The following is a 14,187-nucleotide window of genomic DNA, read 5'->3' as shown; positions in this document are numbered from 1 at the left end:
ATTTCTACGTGTGGGTTAACATGCAGGAATTTGTGATTAAACCCGCGCTCTAAAGGGTGGGTCAACATGCAAGAATAGTGGGTCAACATAAACAGGAGCCCTGGGTCAACATGCGCAAGAATCTACACTTTGATGACCTGCTTATTGATAAAAGGAACAATTCTTTGAGTATAAATGGGTCTTTCAATGAGTTTCACGTATAAAGTAAATTTATTACTAAATTAGAATAAATTTCACTTATATCGTAAACTTTTATAAAATACAAGTTAGGCTTCCAGTTTTTCCATAGTGCCTTTGTTCTAACTCAATCCCCATCACCGAAACATATGTCTTTTTTACTTTGTCATTTGAAACTACATCAAATACCTATTGTAAAAATCTACAATCTTATTAAGCTCTACCCCAAATCGGTTCGAAAGTTGTAACCTACAGCCCGCTGAAGGGGACAAATAATCTGTAATTATTTCTGTCTTCATCACTTAACCATTCATCTTTCGCATTTATGAGCAGTGGGTCAGTAAATAGCCTAATAGGCCATGCTGCTCTTTTAGCCATTGACATCCAGCTGGTTTTATAGCCATACCGTAATTAACGGTAAAATTATTAACCTGTACGGTAAAATGATTATTCGTGTCTTAAAAGGACTATAAAACCATGAAAAGTGCTGTAAAATAGTTGCCGCGGGTATAAGGGGATTATTTTTGCATAATTTTCTTTCTGTGCTTTTTGCCCCATTCCTGTATAGATAACAAAACGGGTTTTAAATCTTTGCCATATTGTGTCAGGCTATATTCAACTGTTACAGGAACAGTTGCAAAAATTTCCCGTTTAACCAACCCATTTATTTCAAGGTCTTTTAATGCATTGGTTAATGCTTTAGGCGATATGCCATTCAAATCTTTCTCTAATTCTTTATATCTTTTTTTGCCGTGGCATAAACTGAAAATAATGGGAAACTTCCATTTGCCCCCGATAATTTCCAGTGCATCTGAAACGGGTTGAATTTCTATGAAGTTATCGTTTTTGGCCATTGCTATACTTTTTTATAGTAAGGGTATTAAAGGCTATTGTTATAAAATGTATAGTAAAGGTAAAATAACTTTGTGGAACGTTTTATCATTCAATTTAAAAATAATAAAAAAATGAACACAGCAAAATTTACCGCCGAAAACACGGCATTATTACTCATCGACCACCAGGTTGGTACGATGAAACTGATTAAGAATATCCCTTTGGAAGAAGCGGAAAGAAAAACATTGGCATTGGCAAAAATGGCAAAAGTATTGAACATTCCTGTTGTTCTTACCAGCAGCCAGGAGTACGCAGCACAAGGCCCTTTGTTGCCCGAATTGGCAGCAATTTTACCCGATGCTTTTGAAAAGAGAATTAAAAGAGAAGGCACCGTTAATTGTTGGGAACACAAAGGTTTCCATGAAGCCGTACTTGCCACAGGAAAGAAAAACCTGATTATGGCAGGTGTAACCACTGATGTTTGTTTGGTTTTCCCGGCTATTAGTGCAGTGGAAGAAGGCTTTAATGTACAAGCAGTGATGGACGCATCGGGTTCTCCATTTAACCAGAGTGAAGATTTAAGCCAGCAAAGAATGGCAAAGGCAGGTGCGGTTTTAACAGCTACTAATACGCTAATGGCAGAGATTGCACAGGATTGGGCAAGACCTGAAGGCGGAGAATTATTAGGTATTTTATTTAAAGATGTGTTGCCCTCAATGGCTTGAAGCATTTCAAAATCTTACTATTATGTTAGTTATTAATAAAGCATCTGAAAGACATAAGGCAGGACACGGAAATTTCAATATCGAAATCGTTATTCCAGGAAAAAATAGGGAGAACGGCGATCCGGGTTTTTATAATTTGGGGAGGTTTGATGATGCCCATCTAAAGCCAGGAGCTTTCATTGGAATGCATCCTCACAAAAACGATGAAATACTAACTTTGATGCGTTTGGGAACGATGCTGCATAGAGATAGTACAGGCAAAGAAGTTGCTGTAACGCCACAAAACATAATGATGATGAATGCAGGAAGTGGTATTTATCACGAAGAAAGTATTCCTGCCGACAAGTATAAAGAAGATGTACGGTTACTGCAAATTTTTATACGTCCCGAAAACGAGGATGATCCGCCACAAGTTCAATTTGCCAATGCCGGAGAATTGGTTCCTAATCATTGGCGGTTAGTGGCTGGGTTAAAAAGCAGCAAAGCGCCACTTGAAATAAAAAGCAATATCCTGGTGTATGATATGGAATTAGAAAAAACTACAGCAAGTTTACCCAGACCTTATTTTCAAAATACTGTCTATTTCATTTATGTATTTGATGGTGCAATAAATATTCCTCAGACAGCCTTGGAAAAAGGAGACAGCATCATAGCAGACGATGAAAATATGCTGCTGCAGGTTGATGTAAAAAGCACAGTTGTTTGTTTCGTGATAGACAAGGATGCACGTTATACAAGAAATGGAATGTATAGCGGCTTGAGAGGGAACTGAATATATTCAAATTCAAAAAATGACATTGTTACATGAGAGAAAATATAACAATGAAAGGCAATGCTGAGGGAGAGATCCTCGGTGTTGCAGGAGGTAATTATCGTATTATTATTTCGGGAGAAGAAACGAATGGTAATTATGCGGTGATTGAAATGCTTGTACCGCCCGGTGGAGGTCCCCTTCCACATTCGCACCCGGGTACACAAGAGTTATTTTTCCTTATAGAAGGTGAACTTGAATTTAAAACAGAGGCGGGCAAGCAAATTGTAAATGAAGGCGGCTTTATTAATATTCCTTTTGAAGGAGATATTCATTGTTTTAAAAACACATCCAATAAACTTGCTAAACTTTTATGTACTGTAATACCGGCTGGATTAGAAAATGTATTTAGGGCGTTAGGAACAGCAGCCGAATATGGGGAATTTCTTCCTATTCCCGAAAATACTCCAGAACATGTAACACTCCTTCAGGAAGTAGATAGAAGATATGGTTTAACAACCTATGCACAAGATTTTTTTGCGTGAAGCAGATGAACAGGATTGCCTGCCGATATTGGGCTGCTATTGTATTGGTTGCCTTTATTTTTTTTCGGGCTTTCTCAAAAAAGATCAAGTTGTTGTATGCAGTATTTTTATTTGTCGTTGTTGAAACAACTCAATACATCTGTTTTAAAATAGGGCTCCTGATTTGCCCAAAACATATAATTTATCTTCAGAAAGTCTTTGGCAAAGTCATGCAACAGCGGAACAATGTTTGTATGTGGCTTTTTCTTTGTTTCTTCATCTATGTCGCCTGTCTCGCCAATGTAATTGCCGTCTTGTACGGCAATACCAAGAGGCACTGTATAATGTCCTTCATGCATCATGGCAAGGGTGTGGTTCAGTTGAGGTTTTCTTGTTACCATTAAATCTGGTCCACCAAGCCCAACGCCAATTTTCTCACCGTATTGATAAATGCCACGGAGATAACCTTTGTCATCCCAAGGTAACCATTCACCCGGGATGAAATTGGCGTATATCATAGTAGTTGATGTGGGGAACGCCTTTTTTAAGGCAAGCATATTCTCTTTTAGTCCGTTAAAATAATTCAGTTGGGAAAAACTTGAATCTTTTACTCCGATTGAGGTTTCCTGAAGATTAATACCTTCTAGCTTACCATCAAATTCTTGTCCTAACGCTTTAAGAAGTAATGCAAATCTTTCCCTTACTTTTTTATTCCAGCGTTTTGCAACCCATCCACCCGGACTGTTATCGTCGTTGTATTGCAATACAGCGCCACCGTCATATTCGGCCGTCAATAAATAATCAGGCACGGCTTTGTATTTGGGGTTAAAGGTTACATCCTGTAACTGTATGAATAGTTTTTTATTATACTTTCTGAGGTACTCGTAGTCTTGTTTTAAAATGGAAAAATCATATTTTCCTTTCTTAGGTTCAAAGTCACGCCATGCGTACATGATCTGTGCCCCTTTAAACATTGCATGTGAAAGAAAAGGATGGTCATGTATTAACTCCCTGTCTTTGGCAAAATATACAAAATGCTGAATACTGTCTTTTTCAACCGGGCAAACTGCGTTTAAATATTTTTTATAGGCGTCAACATATCTCTCATTACGATTTTTTTTCTGTGCTTGTACAGGTGTACATAAAATACAAAGAACCAAAGCTGAAAGGAGGAGCCTGCTGGAATTAATTTTTTTTAATGCGAAGTACATGTTCGTTATAGTATTACAATAATATATTTCAGCTATTATACGCTACTATTGCATTTCATGAATTTTCCACGTCGCAAACAAGGTATGGCTTAAGTATAGACAATGGTGCAATAAGTATCCGTCTTCATCTTCGCAGTAATATACGCAAAGCTGGTCAGACGGGGGCATGAAAAAATCTCACAGTGGACCGACATCAACATTGTTCAGATGACATATAAGATAATAAGACATGAAAATTGCACAAAATAAAGTTTCACAAATTGAAACGAATAGACAAAACATTGAACAAAATGCATGGTTCAGATTAAGTACTTTGCCATTGTAATAAGCGCAATATAGTTTCAAAGGAGCTGAGCTACCGTGAGGTTTGCCGGCATTGTTGTCCGGTTAAGTTATGTTGATTTTCAACTGAATACAGTTTTGCACTTTGACTACTATTTTGGAATCAAATTGAGACCTGCGTACTGTAAGTATTAAACGATTGCATGGCGTACTAAAAGAACCGGGATAAAAGCAGGATCTTCTGCGAGATGCAAAGTCTTTTGTCCTTTATTTGATGTACACCTGTTTAAGATCTTTATAAACCAAGACATCGCCATTATGAAATTGCAACCTCCCAAACCTTATGCATTTATTTTATTGCTGCTTTGTACGAGTATTTTTTATTCTTGTAAAGACAAGGAAATTGTAGGCGGCGGGCATGACCCATCCAAAGCCACCCTTTTTACAGATTTCTCACCCAGGAAAGGCGCAGTTAGAACACGCCTGTACATTTACGGAGATAATTTTGGTACAGATATCTCTATGATCCGTGTATATATTGGCGACAAAGAGATTAAGGTAGTCGGTTCCAATGGAAAACAAATATATTGTTGGGTGCCTGGCCAAACTGTTACCGGGAAAGTACGGGTAGTTATAGGTGAAGGTTCGGGTTTAGTGGAACATACCTTTACCGATCAGTTCACTTACCTCAATAGTACCACCGTGGGCACGCTGCTGGGTAATGTGGACGAGCTGGGTAACTCCTCCATCGTGGACGGTAACTTTGAAGAGGCCAGGTTTTCCTACCCAGCCTGGGTAACCTACGAGCCAGCAAACAATGTATTGTTTGTAACAGAGCTTGATCGGGCCGTAAGGTGGGTAGATCTGAGCGCCCGAACAGTATCTACACTGGTTACAAATGGGCAGGCTTCCTTCACCAAGATGCAGACCACCACGCTCAGCTCCAATAAGGATACTTTGTTCCTGGGGGATGATAACGGAAATCTCACCTCCAGAAACAAGGTAGCAGTAGCCTATACACTGCGTTCGGAAAACTATCGTCGTGTACATCCTTACATTTATGATCCCGCCTGCTTTGCCACTGCTCCGCATCCTGTAACCAATGAAATGTTCTACAATGGTTATCAGGGAATAGGTATCAAGAAAGCCGTCCCGGATCCGGTCACAGGAGATCTTAATCCCAAACTGCTGTTCCTGGTAGGGGGGAGCACCAATAGCAATTCACTTATCTTTTTCCATCCCACCGGCAACTATGCCTATATCGTGTTACCTACCCGCATCTATAAGAGCATCTACAACTGGGGCACGCGGGAGCTGGAACCTCCTATTCTCTTTGCAGGAAGCACTACTGCGGGCGATGTGGATGCCATAGGTACTTCGGCCCGGATCCGCAAGGCTTACCAGGGGGTCTTTGTAAAGAATCCTGCTTATGCCGGGCAGGCAGATGAATACGACTATTATTTTTGTGACCAAACTAACCAAAGTATTCGCATATTATCGCCAACCGGGGTGGTCACCACTTTTGCTGGTAAAGGCAGTCCCACGCCTGACGGAAGTGTAAAAGGTTATATTGACGGTGATCCAAGGAAGGAAGCCCGTTTTTCCGACCCCTCCGGTATAGACTATGACGCAGAGCGGAAAATCTTCTACATCGCGGAGCGCGACAATAAACGCATTCGTACCATCACAGTAGAATAAAAGTACCATGTTTACCACCTTTTATTGTTAACCAATTGCTTTGTTGCGTTAAGCACTATACTGTAATAGTGAGACGCAACCAGGCCGTTACTGAATATATATTGATGAGAAAAGTTTTTTACATATTAATAGCGATTGTGGGTACTGTTACCCGCACCTATGCGCAGGACACAGCCCAGATAGCCGTTACAGTTACCGGTACGGTCCTGAATGAGCAGAAAGAACCGATGCCGGGCGTAACCATTACCATCAAAGATCAGCCCGGGTTAGGTATAAGCACTAACGAAAAAGGACAATACACCATAAAAGCCAATAAATACCAGTGGCTTGTTTTTTCGCATGTAGGCTTTGCACAGCAGGAGATCCTGATAAAAGATGCGTTGAAAATAAATGTAACGCTTAGGTCATCGGACAAAAAAGCTATGGATGAAATAATTGTAACGGCATTGGGCCGTCAGAAAAAAGCAACCGTAACCGGCGCTATCACAACGGTCGATGTCTCCACTCTTAAGACATCCACTTCCAGTATTACCAATGCGCTGGCAGGAAACGTCTCAGGGGTGCTGGCTATGCAGGGCAGCGGGCAACCAGGCAGCAACTCCTCCGAATTCTGGATACGGGGTATATCCACGTTTGGAGCTGGTACATCAGCGCTTGTACTGGTAGATGGTTTTGAAAGAAGCCTTAACGAGATAAATATTGAAGATATTGAAACGTTTACCGTTCTTAAGGATGCTTCTACCACGGCCATATACGGCTCCCGGGGGGCAAACGGGGTAGTGTTGATTACCACAAAAAGAGGTAAAATGGACAAGGTAAGCATCAATGGTAAGTACGAGGGATCTTACAATACCCGAACGTTTACCCCTAAGTTTGTTGATGGGTACACCTATGCCAGTTTGATGAACGAAGCGCGCATTACCAGGAACGAGGAGCCGTTTTATTCTGTAGAAGACCTGGCTCTTATCAGGAACCAATTGGATCCTGACCTTTTCCCGGACATTAGCTGGATGGACATGTTCCTGAAACCCGGTGCTTTTACGCAGCGTGCCTCACTCAATTTCGACGGCGGCGGCGCCCTGGCGCGCTATTTTGTATCCGGCAGCTATATCAACGAGGGCGGCATGTACGAAACCGGCGAAAACCTGAAAGGCTACAATACCAATGCCAACTATAAACGCTGGAACTACCGCGCTAATATAGATATGAATCTTACTGCAACCACTTTGGTAAGGGTGGGCGTAAGTGGTAGTTTAGGTAAGCAAAACCTGCCGGGTGGTACTTATGACGAGATATGGGCATCCCTCATGGGACAAAACCCCATTTCGATCCCCATAAAGTATTCTACCGGCCAGGTGGCCTCAAGGGGAGGTGCGGAAAAGCAAAATCCATGGGTGTTGATTACCCAGCAGGGCTATATTGAAAACTGGCAAAACAAAATTCAAACAAACGTTACCGTAGAGCAAAACCTGAAATTTATTACGCCCGGCTTGCGTTTTGTAGGACGCTTTGGTTACGATAACAATAATAACAACTATATACGCCGCATGAAATGGCCCGAAGGATGGATCGCAGAACGGCAGCGTGAGTCTAACGGGGATTTGCGGTTAAAAAGAACCATTACTGAGCAGCTACTAACCCAGCGCTCCGATGCATCTGGCGACAGGTCAGAAACCATACAGGGAGAGTTGCACTATACCAAAACCATTCAAAGCCACACTTTTGGAGGAATACTTCAATATACCCAGGAAAAAAAGGTGAATACTTCCAATTATGCCGAAGATCTTATGCAGGGCATAGAGCGCCGCAATCAGCGTGTGGCGGGCCGTTTTACCTATGGTTACCGGTCGCGTTATTTCTTTGATGTAAACTTTGGTTACAACGGTTCGGAAAACTTTGCTACCGGGCATCAGTTCGGACTGTTCCCTGCTGTTTCCGGCGCCTGGAACGTAGCCGAAGAAGAATTTATACAGAAAAACGTCAAGTGGATGGACATGTTCAAGATCCGCTATTCCTATGGGAAAGTGGGGAACGATTATATGCCTGTACGGTTCCCTTACCTGGCATCTTTTAGCACAAATGCTGATGCAGGTTACAACTGGGGCGATCTCGAAAGTAAAAATAGCTATCCAGGGCTAACCTACTCAAGAATAGCCTCCAATACCATCACATGGGAGGTGTCTACCAAGCACGATCTTGGCCTGGATTTTTCCTTTTTCGGAGATAAGTTCGGCGGTGCGCTCGATTATTTTCATGAGCAGCGCGACGGCATTTATATGGAAAGGCAATACATCCCGGACATTGTAGGGTTAAGAGGGCAGGATCCCCGGGCCAACGTTGGTTCTACCGTATCCAGTGGCTTTGATGGACAACTGAAATTTTCTCAGCAGATCAACAAACTAAACTTTACCGTGCGTGGCACAATGACCTATAGTCGAAACAAAATACTGGAAGCCGATGAACAGTACAGTAACTATCCATATACAACCCGTGCAGGTTTTAGGGTAAATCAAAACAAAGGCCTCGTTGCATTAGGGCTATTTGAAAGCTATGAAGATATCCGCAACAACCCTACCCAAAATTTTGGAAGGGTAGCACCGGGCGATATTAAATATAAGGACATTAATGGCGATGGAACCATTAATGACAATGATATTGTGGCTGTAGGCGCCACCCGTTATCCTAATCTCGTGTACGGTTTTGGTCTGTCTGCCAACTGGAAAGGTTTTGATGCCAGTGTATTATTTCAGGGAGCCGGGAAGTCTTCTTTTTTTATAAACGGGTTCACGGTTTATCCCTTTAGCCAGGGCGATTGGGGTAATATCCTTGCTGATGTGGTTGAAGCCGGCCGCTGGATCCTGGGCGAGAACGAAGATCCCAACGCCGCTTATCCCAGGCTAAGCTATAATGGAAGCGCCAACAATTACCGGGCATCTACCTACTGGTTACGTGAAAGTTCTTATATCCGGTTAAAAACGGTGGATGCCGGATACACTTTCCCTAAAGCTATTACAAACAGGATAGGTGTAAAAACAATGCGCGTTTACTTCCTGGGCACCAACCTGCTTACTTTCTCCAAATTCAAGATGTGGGATCCTGAAATGAATAGCACAAATGGCCAGGCTTATCCGCTGGCTAAATCATTCACACTTGGCTTAACCGTAAACCTGTAATACAAAAGGCTATGAAGAAAAAACAAATTATAATAGGCGTGTTATTAACAGGTGTTATAGCATGTTTGGGATCCTGCCGTAAGTATCTCAGTGTAGAGCATTACTTTGATGACCGGCAGAGCGAGGAGCGTATCTTCAAAAGCAAAGACTATACTGAGCAGTGGCTCGCCAGTGCATATAACGCGTTGTTGAACAACAACCTTGAAATGGGGAATACCGGTAACAACCTTACCAATTATTCGGATGATATGTACTTTAACGAATCGTCGGGGGGCAATGGAGAAAAGTACCGGAAGTTCAAATTCGGAGAATACGACCATACCTGGGTTCAGTCCTGGTCTCAATCCTATGGGGGCATCCGCCAGGCATCGGTAATGCTTAACAGTATGTCGGATGGCAGCACATTCACCGAAAGCCAGGTGGCAGGTTATAAAGCGCAGGCTCGGTTTGTTCGCGCTTACCTGTATTGGTTGCTATTGCGCAAGTATGGCCCGGTGCCCATTATGCCAGCTAAAGGTGTAAACTATGATGACAGCTATGACAACCTCTCTTACGCTCGCAACACTTATGATGAAGTGGCCAGTTTTATAGCCGAAGAGATGGCGCTTGCAGCGAAGGACCTTCCCCTGAAGTGGGACAATCGTAATCTTGCCCGCCCCACACGCGGCGCGGCATTGGCTACCCGTGCCAAAGCGTTGCTCTTCGCCGCCAGTCCACTGGCAAATGGCAACCCGGATATGGCTGATTTTACCAATGATGAGGGACAACCATTGATCTCTCTGCAATACAACGAAGAAAAATGGGCCAGGGCGGCAGCCGCCTGCAAGGATGTTATAGACCTTGGCACGTACAAGCTCTACACAACTGCATTTAAGACAAGGGGAACTACGGATTATCCAGCTACCATTACCCCTCCGTATCATGCTGAATATTCTGTGAGGAATTTTCCCGATGGCTGGGCCGATATCGACCCTTTCGAATCTTACAGGTCAGTGTTTAATGGAGAACTGTACGCTTCCGAAAACCCCGAAATGATATTTACCAGGGGTGACAACCAGATAAATTCAGAGGGTGGTGTTATGGCGTTAGCAAGACTTCAGATGCCCAAAACCGGCGGTGGTTACAATTCTCATGGCCTTACACTGAAACAATGTGATGCCTACTGCATGGACGATGGAACGCCTTTTGACAGGCAAACTGTACGCAATAAATACAGCGGTAATATGTTTGTGCAGGCCAGTGAGGTAAATGACTTTAAACCATTGTTGGCCAATGTATGGAAAGAATTTGCCCACCGGGAACCACGTTTTTATGCTTCGGTGGCTTATAGTGGCGCACTTTGGACCATGTCCAGCGCGGTTAATAATCTGCCCACCGTTACTAACCAGCAGATCTTTTATTACCGTGGGGAATTTAATGGTTATATAAACGGAGATACCTGGCTGCCCACCGGCATTGGCGTGATGAAATTCGTTAACCCCAAAGACAATAATAGCGGTAATGGTGGTAAGATCTTTCCCAAAGTGGATATTGCAATACGTTACGCAGATATCCTGCTTATGTATGCCGAATCGCTTAATGAACTGAGCGGTACTTACACTATTCCTTCATGGGATGGTGGTGCTGCCAATGCAGTATCCAGGAATATAGACGAAATGAAAAAAGCGCTTGGACAAGTACGCATCCGGGGGGGCATACCAGACCTCGATCTATCCATATATGGCAGTAAAGAGGAACTGCGTAAAAAAATAAAACACGAACGGCAGGTAGAGTTTCTGGGCGAAAACCAGCGCTACTACGACCTGCGTCGCTGGAAAGATGCGCCGGTGGATGAAGCAGAGCAGATATACGGCTTTAATACTTTTATGACCAAGGATCAGGCCTCCCTGTTTTACACGCCGATACGCGTGCCGCTATTACAAACTACTTTTTCCAGGAAAATGTACTTCTGGCCTATTGATTGGGATGAGCTGAAGAAAAACAAGCGCCTGAACCAGTCGCCGGGCTGGCCTTCATTCGATTGATTAAAAAACTGTTTGATCTTGCTATAAAAGATCCCTGTCCGTATGGTCAAACGGGCATCAAACCATTGGAAAATATAAAAAACTTACGAATGAAAAGTTTACACAAATATATCATGATAGCCGCGTTGGGCTTTCTGTTCAGCGCCTGTACTGCTGAGTGGGAGGATGAGCTTTATATACAGATGGTTTCCTTTAAAACCAAGCTGAACAGCGAAGGTGTTTCCCCGGTATACCTGAGGTATAACAAAAATGGTGAGGTGGTGTACAATCTACCCCTCATCGTAAGTGGGTCTCAACCAAATCAAACGGATAAGTATGTTAAAATAGAGGTGGATAATGATACGCTCAATATTTTTAACAAAGAAAAATACCAGTACCGCACCGATCTGTATTTTAAACAACTGCCCGCCCAGTTTTTTGAATTGCCTTCACCAACCTGTTTTATTCCCAGGGGATCAAATACTCAAAACTACCCGGTAAAGTTTAAATTTGACAACTTAGACCTGGTGGAACGTTATGTGCTGCCACTTACCATCAAAGAAGATCCGTCTTATATCACCAATACCCGTAAGGGCTGGCGGAAAGCTTTACTGAACGTGATACCCTTTAATGATTATTCAGGCAATTATTCGGCTACCTCCATGAACGCGTATTTGGACGGTCAGACTACGAACCCTCTTGTATCGAGCACCAGAACGGCATGGGTGGTAGATGAAAAATCGGTATTTTTTTACGCTGGTGTAACCGAGGAAAGATCTGAATCCCGGGGCGAGTATAAAATAGTAATGGAGTTTTTAGAGCCTGTTAAAGAAGGCAACGGCGATTTAGTAGGGGCATTAAATGTTTATGCGACCAACGATGCCATCCATTTTGAAATGCTTGGCCAGCCCAGCTATAAGATCACGCAGACTGTAGATCCCACTAAGAAATATTTGGTAAAACAATATTGTACGGTAAACCTGCGGTATAAATATGATGATATTACCACCATGCCAGGTACACCGGTAAGGTACAGAGCGGAAGGTACTATGACCATGGAGCGGCAGCGAAACATATTGATACCGGATGAGGATCAGGCTATTGAATGGTAAGGTCATAATTAAAATAGTATCAATAAACATTTGCAAATGAAAAGATTAATTATAACAATAGGTATACTCGGTGGCGTATTACTATCCGGCGCCTGCCAAAAAACAAAAGCACGTTATTACGACCCAATACCAGAAAAGCCCTCGGAGCCTGAAACGCCAAAAGGAGAGTGGTCAGACTTTACTCATGATAGCTTGTTTTCCAATCCCATTATGACGGGAGGTCCTGATCCCTGGGTGATCCAGAAAAACGGGATTTATTATTACACCTATACGCAGGGTAGTAAGTTAGTGATATTGGAGACCAAAAACTTATCAGAGCTTGCCTCCGCGCGCAGGTATGATGTGTGGACGCCAATTGCAGGCCAACCTTATTCAAAAAATTTATGGGCGCCCGAACTGCATGAGATCAATGGCAAATGGTATTTTTATTTTGCCGCAGATGATGGCAGTAATGCCAACCACCGCATGTATGTAGTGGAAAATAGTTCCCTTACACCTGTAGAAGGTACCTGGGAGATGAAGGGTAAGGTATCTGACCCTACTGATCAGTGGGCGATAGATGGAACTATACTTCAGTATAATGGCCAGATGTACATGATATGGTCAGGAGGTAATGCAGGCGCACCTCCACAGAATATCTATATAGCTAAAATGAGCAATCCCTGGACAATTTCCGGCGAAAAGGTAATGATTGCAACGCCCAATTATGCCTGGGAAAAAAATGGCAACCCTATCAACGAAGGGCCGCAGGTACTTATCAATCCGCAGGGGCGCGTCTTTGTCATCTATTCAGGAAGTGGTTACTGGGTGGATGGTTATTGTTTGGGACAACTCGCGTTGAAGGAAGGTGGCGATCCAATGGATCCGGATGATTGGACAAAAAAGAATCACCCGGTTTTTTCAATGAGACCGGAAAGCAGCATTTTCGGTCCCGGGCATAATGGCTTCTTTAAATCACCAGATGGCAAAGAAGACTGGATTATCTACCATGCCCGGTCTGTTGCTAATAGTGGCAGTGCTGCCCGTAGTCCCCACATACAACGCTTTACATGGAATCCGGACGGGTCTCCTAATTTTGGTCTTCCATCAATCACCTCTACTCCTCAAATACGCCCATCCGGTGAACCATGGCGTTATATCCATTCTAAAGCTAAATGGTCAATTGCCGGCTTTAGTTCAGAGGAGGCTTCAACCGGTCGCCTGGCTTCTGCCATTATTGATGGAAATCTGACTACAATTTGGATAACACGCTACTCTACTGATGCAACGGATTACCCCAATCACTGGGTAACAGTTGACATGGAAGCAACGGCTACAGCAGACGGATTTATTATTTCGCAGAAGGATGGCGATCGTAAGATAAAAGAGCTGGAAATACTGATTAGCAATGATAACGATACCTGGGAAAGCATCGGTATATTTAAACTTAATGATATTAACCTGCTCCGCCAATTCATTGATCTGCCGCAACGCAAACAGTTCCGTTATTTTAAACTGGTTCCTAGATCTGGCCACGATACCCAAAAGCAGCCGGGTTTAGCAGAAGTGTCTATCTTCAGGTTTAAAGATTAGCGTTCACTTATTAAGCTGAATGGTAGTTCTTTCTCCGCCAACCCAAAGCCATTGTGCCCTGGTCTAACGACCTGGGCATTTTTTATTACCAGAACGGAATTATGCTTGCTCAACAAAAAACGACG

10 protein-coding genes are annotated in these 14,187 nt (G+C 43.0%); 8 read left to right on the top strand and 2 right to left on the bottom strand.

Annotated elements, in window-relative coordinates; translation table 11 throughout:
• Positions 1-695: 695 nt before the first annotated feature.
• Positions 696-1,031, bottom strand: a complete 336-nt coding sequence (locus tag HB364_RS30355) for a winged helix-turn-helix transcriptional regulator (RefSeq protein ID WP_167292193.1) — start codon at positions 1,029-1,031, stop codon at positions 696-698.
• A 72-nt stretch (positions 1,032-1,103) separates the two neighbouring features.
• Between HB364_RS30355 and HB364_RS30350 the strand changes: the two genes are divergently transcribed.
• The 3 genes from HB364_RS30350 to HB364_RS30340 are packed head-to-tail and all read left to right on the top strand — an operon-like array spanning position 1,104 to position 3,032.
• Positions 1,104-1,736 carry an isochorismatase family protein gene (locus tag HB364_RS30350; protein ID WP_208420151.1) on the top strand — a complete coding sequence of 211 codons (633 nt, stop codon included), beginning with the start codon at positions 1,104-1,106 and terminating at the stop codon, positions 1,734-1,736.
• Positions 1,737-1,758: 22 nt separating this feature from the next.
• Positions 1,759-2,508 (top strand): pirin family protein, encoded by a 750-nt coding sequence (locus tag HB364_RS30345; protein WP_167292192.1) that lies wholly within the window; start codon positions 1,759-1,761, stop codon positions 2,506-2,508.
• Positions 2,509-2,540: 32 nt separating this feature from the next.
• The gene (locus HB364_RS30340) at positions 2,541-3,032 is read left to right on the top strand and encodes a cupin domain-containing protein (protein ID WP_167292191.1); all 492 of its coding nucleotides are present in this window, start codon (positions 2,541-2,543) and stop codon (positions 3,030-3,032) included.
• Positions 3,033-3,139: 107 nt separating this feature from the next.
• Here HB364_RS30340 and HB364_RS30335 read toward each other — a convergent pair whose 3' ends face one another.
• Positions 3,140-4,222 (bottom strand): hypothetical protein, encoded by a 1,083-nt coding sequence (locus HB364_RS30335; RefSeq protein WP_208420150.1) that lies wholly within the window; start codon positions 4,220-4,222, stop codon positions 3,140-3,142.
• Positions 4,223-4,822: 600 nt separating this feature from the next.
• On the opposite strand from HB364_RS30335, the gene HB364_RS30330 reads away from it, so the two are divergent.
• From HB364_RS30330 to HB364_RS30310, 5 genes are all read left to right on the top strand, one after another.
• Entirely contained in the window at positions 4,823-6,202 is a 1,380-nt protein-coding gene (locus HB364_RS30330; RefSeq protein ID WP_167292190.1) for an IPT/TIG domain-containing protein, read from the top strand.
• Between the two features lie 104 nt (positions 6,203-6,306).
• On the top strand, positions 6,307-9,375 hold the full coding sequence (locus tag HB364_RS30325) for a SusC/RagA family TonB-linked outer membrane protein (protein ID WP_167292189.1): 3,069 nt from the start codon (positions 6,307-6,309) through the stop codon (positions 9,373-9,375).
• Between the two features lie 11 nt (positions 9,376-9,386).
• A complete protein-coding gene (locus HB364_RS30320; RefSeq protein ID WP_167292188.1) occupies positions 9,387-11,399 on the top strand; it encodes a RagB/SusD family nutrient uptake outer membrane protein in 2,013 nt (670 codons plus the stop codon).
• 89 nt (positions 11,400-11,488) lie between these two features.
• Positions 11,489-12,490, top strand: a complete 1,002-nt coding sequence (locus tag HB364_RS30315) for a DUF4973 domain-containing protein (RefSeq protein WP_167292187.1) — start codon at positions 11,489-11,491, stop codon at positions 12,488-12,490.
• A gap of 36 nt (positions 12,491-12,526) precedes the next feature.
• On the top strand, positions 12,527-14,062 hold the full coding sequence (locus HB364_RS30310) for a family 43 glycosylhydrolase (RefSeq protein WP_167292186.1): 1,536 nt from the start codon (positions 12,527-12,529) through the stop codon (positions 14,060-14,062).
• The last annotated feature ends 125 nt before the right edge of the window (positions 14,063-14,187 follow it).

Origin of the sequence: Paraflavitalea devenefica, assembly GCF_011759375.1 — a bacterium.
GTDB classification, from domain to species: domain Bacteria; phylum Bacteroidota; class Bacteroidia; order Chitinophagales; family Chitinophagaceae; genus Paraflavitalea; species Paraflavitalea devenefica.
The sequence above is the reverse complement of the archived record's forward strand: the minus strand, read 5'-3'. Positions and strand labels throughout refer to the sequence as shown.